Origin of the sequence: Hyphomonas sp. (assembly GCF_036964145.1) — a bacterium.
Lineage (GTDB): Bacteria > Pseudomonadota > Alphaproteobacteria > Caulobacterales > Hyphomonadaceae > Hyphomonas.
This window is the reverse complement of the sequence record NZ_JBALUC010000003.1, coordinates 282,714-298,450: the sequence shown is the minus strand read 5'-3', so window position 1 is coordinate 298,450 and position 15,737 is coordinate 282,714. Positions and strand designations below refer to the sequence as shown.

The 15,737-nt window shown below is 60.0% G+C and carries 14 protein-coding genes; 8 read left to right on the top strand and 6 right to left on the bottom strand.

Annotated features, from left to right (window positions below; all coding sequences use genetic code 11):
• Positions 1 to 5 precede the first annotated feature (5 nt).
• Positions 6 to 1,670: a cytochrome c oxidase subunit I gene (gene ctaD / locus V7660_RS11255; RefSeq protein WP_335603140.1), complete on the bottom strand. Its 1,665-nt coding sequence runs from the start codon at positions 1,668 to 1,670 to the stop codon at positions 6 to 8.
• A 20-nt stretch (positions 1,671 to 1,690) separates the two neighbouring features.
• A complete protein-coding gene (gene coxB, locus V7660_RS11250) occupies positions 1,691 to 2,689 on the bottom strand; it encodes a cytochrome c oxidase subunit II (protein WP_335603139.1) in 999 nt (332 codons plus the stop codon).
• A 165-nt stretch (positions 2,690 to 2,854) separates the two neighbouring features.
• Here coxB and V7660_RS11245 point away from each other — a divergent pair, with 165 nt between their 5' ends.
• The 3 genes from V7660_RS11245 (at position 2,855) to V7660_RS11235 (ending at position 5,426) form a co-directional block, all read left to right on the top strand.
• Complete coding sequence (locus V7660_RS11245) at positions 2,855 to 3,409, top strand: tetratricopeptide repeat protein (RefSeq protein WP_335603138.1); 555 nt, start codon at positions 2,855 to 2,857, stop codon at positions 3,407 to 3,409.
• Positions 3,410 to 3,472: 63 nt separating this feature from the next.
• A complete protein-coding gene (tldD, locus tag V7660_RS11240; protein WP_335603137.1) occupies positions 3,473 to 4,876 on the top strand; it encodes a metalloprotease TldD in 1,404 nt (467 codons plus the stop codon).
• Between the two features lie 109 nt (positions 4,877 to 4,985).
• On the top strand, positions 4,986 to 5,426 hold the full coding sequence (locus V7660_RS11235) for a rhodanese-like domain-containing protein (protein WP_290950143.1): 441 nt from the start codon (positions 4,986 to 4,988) through the stop codon (positions 5,424 to 5,426).
• 77 nt (positions 5,427 to 5,503) lie between these two features.
• On the opposite strand, the gene V7660_RS11230 is transcribed toward V7660_RS11235, so the two are convergent.
• Both V7660_RS11230 and V7660_RS11225 read right to left on the bottom strand, forming a co-directional pair.
• Positions 5,504 to 7,300 (bottom strand): peptide MFS transporter, encoded by a 1,797-nt coding sequence (locus tag V7660_RS11230; protein WP_335603136.1) that lies wholly within the window; start codon positions 7,298 to 7,300, stop codon positions 5,504 to 5,506.
• A gap of 110 nt (positions 7,301 to 7,410) precedes the next feature.
• Positions 7,411 to 8,790: a glutamate--cysteine ligase gene (locus V7660_RS11225; protein ID WP_335603135.1), complete on the bottom strand. Its 1,380-nt coding sequence runs from the start codon at positions 8,788 to 8,790 to the stop codon at positions 7,411 to 7,413.
• 108 nt (positions 8,791 to 8,898) lie between these two features.
• Here V7660_RS11225 and V7660_RS11220 point away from each other — a divergent pair, with 108 nt between their 5' ends.
• Positions 8,899 to 9,531 (top strand): DUF6891 domain-containing protein, encoded by a 633-nt coding sequence (locus V7660_RS11220; protein WP_335603134.1) that lies wholly within the window; start codon positions 8,899 to 8,901, stop codon positions 9,529 to 9,531.
• Here V7660_RS11220 and V7660_RS11215 read toward each other — a convergent pair.
• Positions 9,528 to 10,298 carry a 16S rRNA (uracil(1498)-N(3))-methyltransferase gene (locus tag V7660_RS11215; protein ID WP_335603133.1) on the bottom strand — a complete coding sequence of 257 codons (771 nt, stop codon included), beginning with the start codon at positions 10,296 to 10,298 and terminating at the stop codon, positions 9,528 to 9,530. The two genes, V7660_RS11220 and V7660_RS11215, sit on opposite strands and share 4 nt — an antisense overlap.
• A 47-nt stretch (positions 10,299 to 10,345) precedes the next feature.
• Here V7660_RS11215 and V7660_RS11210 point away from each other — a divergent pair, with 47 nt between their 5' ends.
• The 4 genes from V7660_RS11210 to V7660_RS11195 all read left to right on the top strand — a co-directional run bounded on the left by V7660_RS11210 (position 10,346) and on the right by V7660_RS11195 (position 15,201).
• Positions 10,346 to 11,719 (top strand): NAD-dependent succinate-semialdehyde dehydrogenase, encoded by a 1,374-nt coding sequence (locus tag V7660_RS11210; protein WP_335603132.1) that lies wholly within the window; start codon positions 10,346 to 10,348, stop codon positions 11,717 to 11,719.
• A gap of 92 nt (positions 11,720 to 11,811) precedes the next feature.
• Positions 11,812 to 12,942, top strand: a complete 1,131-nt coding sequence (gene ubiA / locus V7660_RS11205) for a 4-hydroxybenzoate octaprenyltransferase (RefSeq protein WP_335603131.1) — start codon at positions 11,812 to 11,814, stop codon at positions 12,940 to 12,942.
• 80 nt (positions 12,943 to 13,022) lie between these two features.
• Positions 13,023 to 14,489: a pyridoxal phosphate-dependent decarboxylase family protein gene (locus V7660_RS11200; RefSeq protein WP_335603130.1), complete on the top strand. Its 1,467-nt coding sequence runs from the start codon at positions 13,023 to 13,025 to the stop codon at positions 14,487 to 14,489.
• A gap of 43 nt (positions 14,490 to 14,532) precedes the next feature.
• Positions 14,533 to 15,201 (top strand): DsbA family oxidoreductase, encoded by a 669-nt coding sequence (locus V7660_RS11195; protein ID WP_335603129.1) that lies wholly within the window; start codon positions 14,533 to 14,535, stop codon positions 15,199 to 15,201.
• Positions 15,202 to 15,317: 116 nt separating this feature from the next.
• Here V7660_RS11195 and V7660_RS11190 read toward each other — a convergent pair whose 3' ends face one another.
• Positions 15,318 to 15,725 carry a F0F1 ATP synthase subunit epsilon gene (locus V7660_RS11190; protein ID WP_335603128.1) on the bottom strand — a complete coding sequence of 136 codons (408 nt, stop codon included), beginning with the start codon at positions 15,723 to 15,725 and terminating at the stop codon, positions 15,318 to 15,320.
• Positions 15,726 to 15,737: the final 12 nt, after the last annotated feature.

Sequence of the window (15,737 nt, the reverse complement as noted above, 5' to 3'; positions counted from 1 at the left end):
GGCTGTTAGTGGCCGCCCTTGTTGGTAACGTGCGGCAGCTCGTTGAACTGGTGGAATGGCGGCGGCGAAGGCAGTGTCCATTCCAGCGTCGTGGCGCCTTCACCCCATGGGTTGGCTTCACCCTTGCGGCGGCGGATCATGGCTTCGACGAGGCCGACGAAGAAGATCAGCGTGGCAACCAGCGTGATCGCGTAACCGATCGACGACCACATGTGCCAGGTTGCAAAGCCGTCAGCATAGTCGATGTAACGGCGCGGCATGCCCTGCAGACCCAGGAAGTGCTGCGGGAAGAACAGGACGTTCGAGCCGATGAACATCAGCCAGAAATGGAGGCCGCCGATCATGCCATTGTACTTGATGCCGAACATCTTCTCGAACCAGTAGTACCAGCCCGCGAACAGGCCGAACACAGCGCCGAGGGACAGCACGTAGTGGAAGTGCGCGACGACGTAATAGGTGTCGTGCAGGGCATGGTCGATACCGGCGTTGGCGAGCACCACACCCGTCACACCGCCGACGGTGAACAGGAAGATGAAGCCGATCGCCCAGAGCATAGGGACTTTGAAGTCGATGGAACCGCCCCACATGGTCGCGATCCACGAGAAGATCTTGATGCCCGTCGGAACGGCGATCACCATGGTCGCGGCAACGAAGTAGGCTTTCAGATCCACATCCATACCGACCGTATACATGTGGTGCGCCCACACGACGAAGCCGATCACACCAATCGACACCATGGCGTAGGCCATGCCGAGATAGCCGAAGATCGGCTTCTTGGAGAAGGTCGAAACGATGTGGCTGATGATGCCGAAGGCCGGCAGGATCATGATGTAGACTTCCGGGTGACCGAAGAACCAGAACAGATGCTGGAACATGACCGGGTCACCACCGCCGGCTGGCGCGAAGAATTGCGAGCCGAAGTTACGGTCTGTCAGCAGCATGGTCAGCGCGGCAGCCAGCACAGGCAGGGACAGCAGCAGCAGGACAGCCGTGATCAGGACGCCCCAGGCGAACAGCGGCATCTTGTGCATGGTCATGCCAGGTGCGCGCATGTTCAGGATGGTCACGATGAAATTGATGGCACCGAGGATCGACGCGATACCGGCTGTATGAAGCGACAGGATGAGCACATCCATGGCCGGGCCAGGGTGCCCGGTCGTGGATGACAGCGGCGGATAAAGCACCCAGCCTCCGCCGAAGCCATTGCCCGGTCCACCCGGAACCGTCATCGAGATACAGGCAAGCACGAATGCTGAGACTGTCAGCCAGAAGGAGATGTTGTTCATCCGCGGGAAGGCCATGTCCGGCGCGCCGATCATCAGCGGCACGAACCAGTTGCCGAACCCACCGATCAAGGCCGGCATGACCATGAAGAAGATCATGATCAGGCCGTGATAGGTGATCACGGTGTTGTAGAAGTGCTTGGCGTTCTGAATCGCCACGTCGCCTTCACCGGCAACGAATTGTGTCATGACACCGATGCCCGGCTCCGCAAGTTCCCAGCGGATCAGGCCAGACAGCGTGTAGCCCACGACCCCCGCGATGAGCGCGAAGATCAGGTACAGCGTCCCGATGTCCTTGTGGTTGGTCGAAAACAGCCAGCGCGTAAAGAAACCGGGCTTGTGATCGTGTGAGTCGTGATGGTCGATGGCCACTTCATCCATAGGCATGGCGTGTCACTCTTCCCTGATTACTGTTTGGCGGCGAACTGGGTCGCCTGCTCATTGGATGCAAAAACGTCGACAGTCGCGTAGGCGGCTTCATAGTCACCGGCGAGCATGAGCTCGGCCCAGCTGTCGAATTGCGCCTGGCTGACCACGCGAACCTCGATTGGCATGAAGGCATGGTTCACGCCGCAAAGCTCGGAGCACTGGCCATAATACACGCCCGGCTCTTCCACGAGGAACCAGCCCTCATTCAGGCGCCCCGGAACAGCGTCCGTCTTCACACCGAATGCTGGCACGGCCCAGGAATGGATCACGTCAGCCGCAGCCGTGTAATAACGCACGAAGCGGTCTTCGGGGATCACCATCGGATAATCGACACCCAGATTCCGCGGTTTGGACGCGAAGTCCGTCCGGCCCGTTGCGCCGGCATAATTGTCAGCGTCTGCGGAAATACCGACATGAACCGGGTTGGAGACGAATTCCAGCGGATAGCCGGAATCATCCACCAGGTCAGGATAGGTATAGGTCCAGTTCCACTGGTTGCCTTGGGCCTTCACGTTCACGAAGCCTTTTTCAGCGGCTTCCGGGTAGTAGTCCTTGGCGAAGCGTTCCTGCTGGGCCGTCTTGCCGTCGGCGATCATCTTGTCCGACTTGTCGGTGATTTGCTGCAGATTCGGAACAACGTCCTGATAGTACAGGTTCGGGAAGGACTGGCTGGCGATCGCCACGAGGATCAGCGCCGGCACCACGGTCCAGATCACTTCGATCAGCGTGTTGTGGCTGAATTTCTTCGGCACCGGATTCGCCTTGCGATTGTGACGCACGATGATCCACAGCAGCAGGCCGAGCACCAGCAAGGTGATCAGGACAATAATGACCAGCACGAAGTGATGGAACACGTGAATGCGCTCTGCAATGCGCGTCGCAGCAGGCTGGAAACCCAGCGCGCCGTCGGTCGGTTCAAATGCCAGCGCTGGACCAGCCATGACGGCAGCGCACATGGCGGCAATAAGGTGTCGCACGAAGTTATCCTCGTCTCATTGGAATCTCTGTCCCTCTATCTACAATACGTACTAGCCGCAACCTACCACTTTACGCGCTCAATATTGTCGCAGGTTGTCGGCGCCGGCGCGGTTCCGTGGTATGATCCCGGCACGACCGGACAAGACATTGAGAGGTCAAAACCCATGAAAAACGCGATATGTGCCGCAACCCTCCTTCTCGGCCTGGCCTCCGGGACGGCAAATGCGCAAGTTCTCGTCCTCGGCGGCGGGATCGCCGAAGACTGCTATGAAGCCGCGAAGTTCGAGACCGTTTCTCCCAGGAAAGGCGCCGAAATCTGCACGCGCGCCATCGAACTGGAAGCCATGAAACCCAGCAATCGTGCCGCCACCTTCACGAATCGCGGCGTCCTGCAGATGCGCGCGGGCCTCTATGAAAAGGCCCTGTCGGACTACGCCACAGCCAAGCGGATCCGCCCGGATACCGGCGAAACCTACCTGAATGAGGGAGCGGCCCTGATTTTCCTCGGGCGATACGACGAGGCCCTCCAATCCCTCGACCAGGCCATCGCACTCGGTTCCAAGGACCTGCACGCTGCCTACTACAACCGGGCGCTGGCCAGGGAAAAACTGGATGATGTGGAAGGCGCTTATTACGATTTCCGCCGCGCGCTGGAATTGAAGCCTGACTGGGACCTGGCCGAGTGGCAGCTGTCGCGCTTCGAAGTCAGCACGAACTGATCTGATCCGGGTTTCTGCGCCTTTGCCCTTGCGACGCGCCGGGGTGTCACGCATCTATTCCAGATGACACAGACATCCCTGCCCTTCGACCTGACCAAGGCTTCTGAAATCCTGTCCGACGCTGCGAAAGGCGCGGATGATGGCGATCTGTTTGTCGAGCGCTCCCGATCCGAGAGCTTCGTGTTCGACGACGGAAGGCTGAAATCCGCCGCATTCGATACCGATCAGGGATTTGGCTTGCGAGTCGTGGCGGGCGAAACGACCGGGTCCGGCTATGCCTCCGAACTGTCGCTCGACGCCATCCGCCGTGCCGGCGAGACCGCCTCACAAGCCAAGCGCGGGTATGCTGGCCATCTGGCGACGGGGCCCACCCCGACGAATCGCCGCCTCTACGACCCGATTGATCCGACCTCTGCGCCAGACTTCACAATGAAGACGGGATTGCTGGCCGAGATCGATGCTTGGGCGCGCGCCTATGACCCCCGCGTGGTTCAGGTCTCGGTGTCGCTGGCGGGCAGCCACAAGGAAATCGACATTGTCCGTCCCGACGGCGCAGTCTTTTCAGAAATCCGCCCCCTCGTCCGGCTGAACGTCTCCGTGACGCTGGAAGAGCATGGCCGCCGCGAATCGGCAGGTGCCGGCGCGGGTGGACGCGCCGCCTATGAGGACTGGATCCAGCCAGACCGCTGGAAGGCCATGGTCCAGCGCGCGGTGAAGAAAGCCTCCGTCAATCTGCACTCCATCCCGACTCCTGCCGGACAGATGGAAGTCGTGCTTGGGCCTGGCTGGCCTGCCGTGCTGCTTCACGAAGCGGTCGGGCATGGCCTCGAAGGTGATTTCAATCGCAAGGGCACCAGCGTCTATTCCGGCCGCATCGGTGAACAGGTCGCCGCCAAGGGCGTGACCATCATTGATGATGGCAGCATTGAACGCCGCCGGGGCTCCCTTTCTTTCGATGATGAAGGCACGCCGACCCAGAAGACTGTTCTGATCGAGGATGGCATCCTGAAGGGCTACATGCAGGACCGGATGAATGCCCGCCTGATGGGACAGGCCCCAACGGGCAATGGACGCCGGGAAAGCTATGAATCCGCCACCATGCCGCGCATGACCAACACGGTCATGCTGGGCGGCGACAAGGACCCGGACGAAATTGTCGGCTCCATCAAGCGCGGCCTGTGGGCCGTGGATTTCGGCGGGGGCCAGGTCGACATCACGTCAGGCAATTTCGTGTTCCAGTGCACCGAGGCCTATCTCGTCGAGAACGGCAAAATCGTTGCGCCGGTCAAGAATGCGACGCTGATCGGACACGGGCCAACCGTGCTGCAGGACGTCACCATGATCGGCAACGACTTCGCCATGGATGATGGCGTGGGGGTCTGCGGCAAGGCCGGGCAGTCCGTACCTGTGGGTGTCGGCCAGCCAACGCTCAAAGTGGGTGCCCTGACTGTGGGCGGCGCTGGCTAAATTTGCCGTCATCTTGGTTAATCGGACTTGCGGCCAACCGCGCCCTTTGACACTTTGCCGCCATAATTGAGTCTCGGCTCAATGCGGTGAAGTTAGAATTGAGTTTCCTATGGCCCGTCCGGTTTCATTTATCCTGTCCGCAGCGTCGGCAGTTTTCGCGCTTGCCCTGCCCGCCTCCGCCGATGTGCAAACCCTGTCCGCAGATGCTGCCCACACACTGGTCCAGCGCGGAGAACTTATCCTTCTCGACGTGCGCACACCGTCCGAATGGGCGATGACCGGCATGCCGCGCGACAGCGTGGGCGCCAATGTGAAAGACGTGGATTTCCTGGCTCAGGCGCGCGGCGCAGTTCTGGGAGATCTCGACTACCCTGTCGCCGTCATCTGCCGGGCGGGCAACCGCTCCACCCTGGCGGCGGCGCAACTCGAAGCGGCCGGCTTTGCAGATATCTACGAGATTGTCGAAGGCATGGCCGGGTTGGAAGGGATTGGCGACGGCTGGATCAAGCGCGGTCTGCCGACAGACCAGTTCCTGCCGCCGGACCGCTGACACTAAAACAGGATCACTAAGAAAAGGGCGGCTCCCCATGGAAGCCGCCCTTTTTTTGTTTGCTTACGGAGGAATATTTAGAACATCTCGTCCGAAACCATGGAAGATTCTGCTGGCAGTTCGCTACCCTTCATCCAGCTTTTGATGATCGGCGAGATGATCAGCATGAAGACGCCAATCCCCATCGCGACATAGCCGACATTCGCATAGACGCTGACATAGGTGGCCTTCGCCGCCGCAACGTCCGTGATCTGGCCCCCGATGGTCTCGGCGCCGGTCGTGCGGGCAATCACGCCCGCGAGATAGTTCGACAGTCCGGAATAGAGGAACCATGCCCCCATCGTCATGCCGACCACACGCGCCGGAGCGAGCTTGGTCACGGCGGACAGGCCAACCGGTGACACCATCAGCTCACCCATCGTGTGAACCCAATAGATCAGGAAGATGAAGCCGACGGCGGTCATCCCCGCGCCGGACATGCCGATGCCGCCCACGAGAGAGAGAAAGCCAAGGCCAGCAAGGAACACGCCGATCGCAAATTTCACCGGCGTCGAGGGCTCCATTTTCCGCTTCGCCAATGCAATCCACATCCAGGCAAAGATCGGGGCGAAGATGACGATATAGCCCGCGTTCAGGAACTGGAACACTGGCGTCGGCACGTTCATCCCGAAGATTTCCTTGTCGACCAGCCGGTCCGTGAACAGGGTCAGGGATGAACCGGCCTGCTCGAACAGGGCCCAGAATGGAATCTGCGCCAGCACGAAGTAGATCGCCGCAAACATGCGTTTCCGCTCGGTCCCCTGAAGCTGCACGAAGGAATACCCCACGAGACCAATGAAGATGGCAATGCCAAGCGAGCCGACAAACCAGTCCGGAATGATTTCCGCATTCATGACGAGCAGCATGGCCACACCGATCACGAGGGCGCCGGCGAGATAGCAGGCCATCTCGACATTGATCGGACCGAGGAAGGATTTCTTCAACGCTTCCGGGTTCGGTGGCTCGGCTTTCCCATCCAGGTATTTCTGGCCCCAGAGGAAGACGAGCAGACCGGCCAGCATACCGATACCGGCAAGTCCGAAGCCGTATTTCCAGCCCCAGAGGATGCCGATGATGCCGCAGCTCAGAGAGGAGAGCAGCGAGCCGAGATTGATGCCCATATAGAAGAGGCTGAACCCGGAATCACGCCGCGGATCGTCAAACTCATAGATCGCGCCCACAATCGTGGAGATGTTGGCCTTCAAATAGCCAACGCCTGCGATGATGAAAGCCAGCGAGAGAAACAGGATGTTTGTATAGAGTTCCTGCTGCTCGATCCGCGTCGTGTAGGCGTCTTTTGCGATCTGCTGATAGACGGCCGCAGTCGGCTCTTTGGCATCGTCCGCGCTTTCCAGTATCTGGAGATCCCCACTGCCCTGCTCGAAGACGATCCGGCGGGTTTCCCCATCCACATCGACGAAGAGTTGGCGATTGTCACCGCGCCCTTCATGCTGGATCTCGATCTCAGAGCCGCCGGTGACCACATATTCCTTTGAGCCACTGCCCTCGAACGCCATGCCGAAATGACCGAGGCAGAGCAGGATCGCCCCAAACGTCACCGCTTTGCGCTGGCCGAGATACCGGTCGGCCAGTGTCCCGCCGATAATCGTCATGACATAGACGAGCGCCGTATAGGCCCCATACATGATCGACGACTTCTCATCAGAAAACAGGAAATGCTGAGTGAGGTACAGGACCAGCAGGCCGCGCATCCCGTAATAGGAAAAGCGTTCCCACATCTCAGTCAGAAACAGGATTGCCAATCCCTTTGGATGGCCAAAAAATGAGGTATCGCGGGGTTTGCCCGCTTCACTCGTCGCAGTGATGTCGGTCACGCGTTCAACTCCCCGGAAACTTATACGAACCGGTACTTTGATCACGCAAACGTCAGGGTCTCAAGGCAGCTTGTGCCAAATCAGAAGCGGCGATGGGGGTATTTGTACCCTCAATAGGCTTGATCGACGAAAATGCGGCTCAAATCGCGCTGCCACTCGCCGTGATATTTCTCCAGCAAGCGCTCGGCCGGGGTCACACCTGTCCGTGCGATTTCGTCCAATTCCGTGAGGTAGCCCGTCTCATCATCCCCGGCGACGGAGAGATTGGCGCGGCGCTTCAGCCCGGCGCGGGAAATCTCCAGAACCTGCAGGGCAAGGTCCTGCATGGTCTGCCCACCCGGAACAGGCGTGCGCAGACCGAGAGTCCGCACGCCCTGGCGCATGGATTCGCGCTCTGCGTCTGACCAGGATTTCACGAGGTCCCAACACGCATCGAGACTGTCTGAGCAATAAAGCAGACCTGTCCAGAATGCCGAGAAAGCACACAGATGACTCCACGGACCGCCATCCGAGCCACGCATTTCGAGGAATTGCTTGAGGCGAACCTCAGGAAAGATCGTGGAGAGATGGTCGGCAAAATCGTCCATGGCCGGTTTCTCGCCCGGCAGGATCGGCAACTTGCCATCCATGAAGTCCCGGAAGGAAAGGCCACTGGCATCGAGATATTTGCCGCCGCGCCGCACGAAATACATCGGCACATCCAGTGCATAGTCGACATATCGCTCGAACCCGAACCCATCCTCGAACACGAAGGGCAGCATGCCCGTGCGGTCCGGGTCGGTGTCTGTCCAGATCTGCGACCGGTAGGACAGGAAGCCATTCGGGCGACCTTCCATGAAGGGCGAGTTCGCAAACAGCGCCGTGCCGAGCGGCTGCAGGGCCAGCGAGACACGGAACTTCTTCACCATGTCGGCCTCGGAGGCAAAGTCGAGATTGGCCTGAACTGTACATGTGCGGAACATCATCTGCCGCCCAAGGCGGCCGACCTTGTCCATATACTCCATCATGATGCGATACCGGCCCTTCGGCATGACCGGCGTTTCCGCAAGGCTCCAGACCGGGCTGGCGCCGAGGCCCATGAAGGCCACGCCCAACGGGTCGGCGATCTCCCGCACCTCCCGCAAATGCGAGCCCACTTCATTGCAGGTCTCGTGCATGGTCTGGAGCGGGGCGCCGGACAGTTCGAACTGACCGCCGGGCTCCAGCGAAATACTCGCGCCATCCTTCTTGAGGCCGATCAGCTTCTCGGCTTCGATGATCGGCTGCCAACCGAACCGGTCCCGCAAGCCTTCCAGGATCGCCAGGACAGAGGCCTCTCCTTCATAAGGCAGCGGACGCAATCCATCACGGATGAAACCGAACTTTTCATGCTCGGTGCCGATGCGCCAATCCGATCTCGGCTTGTTGCCAGCTTCAAAATACTCAACCAACTCGGATTTATCCGAGATACGATGGGAGTTTTCGTCGATATCCGACGTCGGCGTGGTCACAATCGGGGCCTCCCCTCAATCTCTTGCTGTGTGTGCACATAGGGATGTTTCGCTCGAGCGCCAACCGGGTTATTCTCACAAGTTCGTTTAATGCCGCAGGTGAGACTGATGACGCGATTTACCACACAAGAACGCGATGACCTCAAAGTCTGGGCGCGCCTTCACGTGCGCGGTGGCTATGAGCCGGTCGAGGAAATCGAGGAAATCCTTCTGGACCTGACAGAGGAATTCGAATCCCCGATCTCCGAACGGGATCGTCAGTCGGAAATCCGGTCTGCGCTGATTCAGGAGATCGAGACCCTGCGCGATGAACAGACAGCATGGCCGGTCCTTACGGATTTCGACCGGCTGGAACTCGCTTTCGACATGCTGGAAGACCGCGATATCGTTGCCCGGCAGAATTTCACCTGTTGCGGAACCTGTGGCGCCGCCGAGATCAGCGTCGAGATCGAGGATTTCGAATTCTTCGGACGCAAGGCCCGCGGCTATGTCTTCTTCCACCAGCAGGATACCGAAAGCGCGATCGAATCCGGCAATCTCTATCTCAGCTATGGCGCGTCGAATAATACCGCCGATGCGGTCTTCCTTCAGATCGGACAGGAGATCTTCGACACGCTGAAATCGGTCGGCCTGAAAGTGCAATGGGACGGGAAGCTGGAGCACCGTATTGGCGTAACGTTGGAATGGCAGCGCCGCTGGGAAAGCGCAGTGCCGACGCCGATGAAGCGCTGGCCCTTCTAGGCCCAGTCGCCGCAGACCGCCTGCCAGAGCGTCAACGCCGACACGGCTGCGGTTTCCGCCCGCAGGATTCTCGGCCCCAGGCTGATCGGAAATGTCTCCGCGCGTGACCGCAGGAAGTGGCGCTCGTCCGGGCTGAACCCACCTTCCGGCCCGATCAGGATCGCCGCATCGCGGCCTTTCAGGGCCTCCATCACGGAAAGGGCCGCGCTGGCCCGCCCCACTGACCCGCCCCAGGGCTTGGATTCGTCTTCACCGGCTTCGTCACAGAAGATCAGAGCCGCGCCCTCGCGCAGACCGGCGAGCGCGTCATCCAGGGCGACCAGATCGGAAATCTCCGGCAGGTCCAGCCGCTCCGTCTGTTCGGCAGCTTCAAGCGCGATCTTGTTGAAGCGGTCCAGCCGGACCGTTCGCGTCTGCGTGAATTGTGTTGCTACGGGCTGGATGGCCTGCACCCCCAACTCGGTCGCCTTCTGCACAATGAAGTCTGTCTCGGCCTTTTTCACAGGCGCGAACAATAATGTGAGGTACGGACCGTCTGCGGCGGCCTGCTCGCGCATCTGCTCAACCGGCACGATAATAGCGACCTTGCCTTCCGGTGCGGCCAGTTCGCACAGCCATTCCCCGTCACGGCCATTGAACACGCGTAATTGGTCGCCTTGCGACAGGCGCATCACGCGCATCAGATATTTTGAGGCATCGTCTTCCAGCCGGACTGGAACAGACGACTTGAGAATGGCTGACACGAATAGCCTTGGTATTGCACTCATTCGACCAACATACCTTTCATCAGCAGAACTCCCAGCACGAGGTGATCATGGCGGACCAGACTATCAAATCCGTAAATCCGGCGAATGGCACAGTCATCGAGGAATTTACACCCCACACGCCAGCGCAGGTGGCCGCAGCCATCGAGACGGCGGATTCGTGTTTTGCCGAATGGCGCAAGACAAGTTTTGAACATCGCGCGGCGCTGATGATGAAGGCTGCGGATGTCCTGGAGGCAAATGCCGACCGCTACGCCGCCGACATGACCGCCGAAATGGGCAAGCCGCTCGGTCAAGCCAAGGCGGAAGTGAACAAGTGCGCCTGGGTGTGCCGACACTATGCCGAGCACGTCGCCACCTATCTCGCCGACGAGCCGATGGAGAGCAGTGGCCAGAAAGCCTATGTCCGCCACCTGCCGCTCGGCGTCATCCTCGCCGTGATGCCGTGGAATTTCCCCTTCTGGCAGGTTTTCCGTTTTGCCGCACCGACCCTGATGGCGGGTAATACCGGCCTGCTGAAGCATGCATCGAATGTTTTCCGCTCCGCCCTCAACATTGAGGAAGTCTTTGCCGAAGCCGGTTTTCCAGAGGGCGCCTTCCAGACTCTGCTGATCGGCTCGAAACATGTTGAAGCCGTGATTGAGGATGATCGCGTCAAAGGCGTATCGCTGACGGGGTCCGGTCCGGCAGGCGGCGCGGTTGCGGCCACGGCCGGCAAGGGCATCAAACCCTCCCTGCTGGAGCTTGGCGGATCCGACGCCTTCATTGTCATGCCCTCCGCCGACCTCGAAAAGGCGCTCGACACCGCACTCAAGGCCCGCACCCAGAACAATGGCCAGTCCTGCATCGCCGCGAAGCGCTTCTTCGTCCATGCCGATGTCTATGAGGCCTTCAAACAGGGCTTCGAAGATCGGTTCAAACGGTTGAAAGTGGGAGATCCCACGGACGAGGGCACCGATATTGGCCCGCTTGCCACGGCCTCTATCCGGGATGAACTGGTCGAGCAGGTCGAGAAATCCGTTCAGGCCGGCGCCAGCATTTTCAAAGCCGGCAATACTCTGCCGGACAGCGGCAGCTGGTTCGACCCATGTATTCTGGGCAATGCTCCTGAAGGCAGCCCGTCAGCTGATGAGGAAATGTTCGGTCCGGTCGCCAATCTGTGGAAGGTCGATAACTTTGATGAGGCGATCCGCCGGGCGAACAACAGTATTTTCGGTCTCGGCTCCGTCATCTTCACGCAGGATGAAGCTGAAATGACCCAAGCTGTGAACGAATTGGAAGCGGGCGCAACATTCGTGAACGCCATGGTGGCTTCCGATCCACGCCTGCCTTTCGGGGGAATCAAGCAATCCGGATATGGCCGCGAACTCGCCGCAGACGGCATCAAGGCCTTCGTGAACCGCAAGACTGTGGTGATCGCCTAGTCCAAATTGCGCCGGAGAGTTTCTCCGGTACAATTCGCCCCATGCTTGTCTGCGGCTGTTGGAAACACAGAATTTCGGTATAAGCCGCTGCGATGGACGATACACGCACGATTCCGGTGGACAGCGCCCTGCCCGGCTGGCTGGCAAGCCTGCCAGAAGGCTGGCAGCCCTATGCCATGCTGGCGCGGTGGGACCGGCCTGTGGGCATCTGGCTGCTCTATCTGCCCTGCCTGATCGGGCTCGCTTTCCAGCGGCTGGTCATGGGCGTCTATGTCTTCGACCTCATATGGGCAGTCCTGTTCCTGCTTGGCGCCGTCGCCATGCGCGGCGCGGGGTGCACGTGGAACGACATCACCGACCGGGACTTTGATGCCAGCGTGAGCCGCACGGCGCTCCGGCCCCTGCCCTCCGGCGCCGTGTCACTGAAACAAGCCTACATCTTCCTTGGCGCGCAATTGCTTGTGGGCCTTGTCGTCTGGCTCGTTCTTCCGCTGGACGCAAAGCTGGTGGCGCTGTTGTCAGTGCCCCTGGTCGGCGCCTATCCCTACATGAAGCGCGTGACGTGGTGGCCGCAGGCCTGGCTGGGACTCACCTTCAATTGGGGCGTGCTGGTTGGCGCGGCGGTCGCGTCCACAATCAGCATTCCGGTCATCATTCTCTATGCCGGGCTGACCCTCTGGACGATTGCCTATGACACGATCTATGCGCTTCAGGACCGCGAGGACGACGCGCTGATCGGGGTTCGGTCAACTGCGCGCCTGTTTGGCAAACGTGCGGTCCTGATCAGCTTCTGTTTCCATCTTGGTGCTGCAGCCCTGATTGCGCTCGCCGCCGCGATGAATGATGCCGGCCGCATCGGAGCCCTGACGGCGCTGCTGTTCCTGGTACATGGCATCTGGCAGTCAGTCCGGCTGAAATCCAGCCGTGAGCAGGCGGCGCTCGCCGTGTTCAAATCGAATGTCTGGGCGGGGGCTCTTGTGGCATTTGGGTTCGCCCTGTCCGCTATGGCACCGGAACCGAGACAGAGCTCCCTGTTCGCAGATCATGAGCTTGTGCCGGAAGGCCCGCCCTCCACGATGAGCCTGCCCTTCGGGTTCGAGATGAAACACAGCCGCCCCTCGCCCGCTGATCCCGGCGAGACCTGGTTTGCCAGCGCAGCTCTGAGAGCCTTGAAGCGCGAAGGGGTGATTGGCCCCGACGCAGACGAGATGCCTCCAGAATAGCGGACGGGCAAAGTGCGACCCATGCGCTCGCTTGCGCGCAAATCCGTTGTCTCCAAACGAAAAAGGCGGGATCGATGGGTATGACCACGCCCGATCAAACCCCGACGCCCATTTCAGAAGAGACGCTCGACCCATCTGACTGGGAGGCCTTCCGAGCCCGTCTACACACCATGCTCGATGCGGCCATCGACAAGATGGAACACGCCGCCGAAGGCCGGGTGTGGACTCCCTTTCCTGAGGAGATGAAGGAAGCTTTCAGCCTGACGCAGACAGGTCTTCCTCCGGCGGAGGTCGACGCGGCATTGCGCGCCCTCCTACCCTATGGAGTGGGCAATACACATCCCCGCTTTTTCGGCTGGGTGCATGGGTCTGGCACGCCGTCCAATCTGGTTGCCGAGATTGCCGCCGCTGCGATCAATGCCAATACCGGCGGGCGCAATCATGCCGCCATCGACGTTGAACGCCAATTGGTTGAGTGGTGCAAGCGGCTGTTCTCGTTCCCGGATGACGCCAGCGGCCTGATCGTATCCGGCACGTCCATGGCCACGATCATCGCGCTGAAGGCGGCCCGGGATTCCCATCTCGACTTCCAGAGCCGCACCGATGGCATGACTGCGCACAGGCTGGTCGGGTACACATCCAGTGAGGCGCATGCCTGTATTGCCCGCGCCTTCGATCTTCTGGGGCTTGGCACTGCGGCCTTGCGGAAGATCCCGGTCAACGCCGACCACCAGCTCGATATGTCCCTTCTGCAAGATGCCATCGCGGCGGACCGCGCGGCAGGCCTGGAACCTTTCCTGATTGCCGGCACGTGTGGCTCTGTGAACGCAGGCACCATCGACGATCTCAGCGCACTTGCGGATGTGTCGGAGGCGGAAAACCTCTGGTTCCATGTGGATGGTGCATTCGGCGCGCTGGGTATTCTGAGTGAGCGGCTTCGCCCGCGTCTGACAGGCCTGGAGCGCGCCGACTCGATCGCGTTCGATTTCCACAAATGGCTGCACGTGAATTATGATGCCGGCTGCATCCTGATCCGCTCGGGCGAGGCCCATCTTCGGGCCTTTTCTGATCGCCCCGACTATCTCAAATCGGCCGACCGGGGGCTGGCCGCGGGCGGGACCTGGCCTGTCGAACTCGGGCCGGAATTGTCCCGCGGCTTTCGCGCACTGAAAGTCTGGGCGCAGATTGCGGAGCATGGGGAAGACAAGCTGGGCCGGCTGATTACCCGGAATTGCGAACAGGCCGCCTATCTGGGCGAGTTGGTACAGGCTGCGCCGGAGCTGGAATTGCTGCTGCCCGTGTCGATGCAGATTTGCTGCTTCCGCCATGTCCGCGAAGGTCTCAGCGCCAAAGCGCTGAACACGCTGAATGAGGAGATCGTCATCCAGCTACAGTTGCAAGGCATCGCAGCGCCTTCCACGACCCTCATCGACGGCCATACGGCCATACGCGTGAACATCACCAATCATCGCACCCGCCGATCAGACCTGGACCTTCTCGTCCGCGAAATTCTCCGGATTGCGAGGGAAGTTCCTAGTTCTGACTGACGCGTCATTTGCTTCAGGACGTTTGGATACCTAGATTGACGGCATGACACTCGTAATCGAAATGGTATCGGACCTGGTTTGCCCCTGGTGTTGGCTTGGCAAGCGCAGGATGGACGACGCAATCAAACTGGTCCCGGATCTGGACGTGGAACTCATCTTCCGCCCCTTTGAACTGGACCCGACAATTCCGGTGGAAGGCGTCGACTACAAGGCGCACATGAAGGAGAAGTTCGGCTCGAACGCTGGCAAGGATCGCGCAAACACAATGCGCCAGGCCCTGATCGATTATGGTCAGGCTGAAGGCATTCCCTATCAGTTCGACAGGATCACCCGCCGCCCGAACAGCTTCAACGCGCATCGCCTCGTGCGCTGGGCCCAGGGCCAGCAAAAAGGCAGCGAAGCCAAGGAAGCGCTGTTCAAGGCCTATTTCCAAGATGGACGTGACATTGGCGAAACCGACGTCCTGGTCGACATCGCCCGCGAGATCGATCTCGACCCGGCCATCGTGGCGGAATTGATGCCGACCGATGCCGACGTAGAGAATGTTCGCAATGAAGAAGCGCTGTTCCAGCAAATGGGCATCAGCGGCGTACCCACCTATATCGCCAACCGCCAGGTGGCGGTCCAGGGCGCTGAAACGGCCGAGAAGCTTGCCAAATTCCTGCGCGATGCCGCAGCGCGCCTCCCGGCAGAGCGACCGGCACAAGGCTAGTACGAAACGAAACGAAACGAAACGAAACGAAACGAAACGAAACGAAACGAAACGAAACGAAAAAAACGCCGCCCTTTTGGGGCGGCGTTTTTGTTAGTGCGGCGCATGTGTGGGTCCTAGTGGACCATCGCGGCCTTGAGGCTTTCGAGATAGTCGAAATGCTCCTGCAGCGTGATCTTCGCGCTGTCGCCCTTGTCGAGGGACTGGATTTTCCGGAGCGTCTCGTCGAGCTCCTTCTGAACGTCTTCGACCTTCAGCTTGTCCAGCATCCGGGCGTCTTCAGCCAGGATGGTCAGGCCATCCGGCGTCACGTCGGCAAAGCCGCCGCGCACGAAGATACGCATCTTGACGTCATTGCCTTCGAGCACGCGTACGACGCCATTCTTGAGCGTTGTCATGAACGGGGCATGGTTTGCGAGCACACCGAACTCACCTTCCGAGCCGGGGGCAATCACGTGGTCGACCTCGCCGGAGAAGAGTTCCCTGGCAGGTGACACGAGTGAGAAGTGGAGTTTGTTGGCCATTCGTCCCTGTCC

Excerpts from the sequence above, each read along its gene's own strand:
- ctaD (WP_335603140.1), bottom strand. The coding sequence starts at position 1,670 with ATGCCTATGGATGAAGTGGCCATCGACCATCACGACTCACACGATCAC.
- V7660_RS11245 (WP_335603138.1), top strand. The coding sequence starts at position 2,855 with ATGAAAAACGCGATATGTGCCGCAACCCTCCTTCTCGGCCTGGCCTCC.
- tldD (WP_335603137.1), top strand. The coding sequence starts at position 3,473 with ATGACACAGACATCCCTGCCCTTCGACCTGACCAAGGCTTCTGAAATC.
- V7660_RS11235 (WP_290950143.1), top strand. The coding sequence starts at position 4,986 with ATGGCCCGTCCGGTTTCATTTATCCTGTCCGCAGCGTCGGCAGTTTTC.
- V7660_RS11220 (WP_335603134.1), top strand. The coding sequence starts at position 8,899 with ATGACGCGATTTACCACACAAGAACGCGATGACCTCAAAGTCTGGGCG.
- V7660_RS11215 (WP_335603133.1), bottom strand. The coding sequence starts at position 10,298 with ATGAGTGCAATACCAAGGCTATTCGTGTCAGCCATTCTCAAGTCGTCT.
- V7660_RS11210 (WP_335603132.1), top strand. The coding sequence starts at position 10,346 with ATGGCGGACCAGACTATCAAATCCGTAAATCCGGCGAATGGCACAGTC.
- ubiA (WP_335603131.1), top strand. The coding sequence starts at position 11,812 with ATGGACGATACACGCACGATTCCGGTGGACAGCGCCCTGCCCGGCTGG.
- V7660_RS11200 (WP_335603130.1), top strand. The coding sequence starts at position 13,023 with ATGACCACGCCCGATCAAACCCCGACGCCCATTTCAGAAGAGACGCTC.
- V7660_RS11195 (WP_335603129.1), top strand. The coding sequence starts at position 14,533 with ATGACACTCGTAATCGAAATGGTATCGGACCTGGTTTGCCCCTGGTGT.
- V7660_RS11190 (WP_335603128.1), bottom strand. The coding sequence starts at position 15,725 with ATGGCCAACAAACTCCACTTCTCACTCGTGTCACCTGCCAGGGAACTC.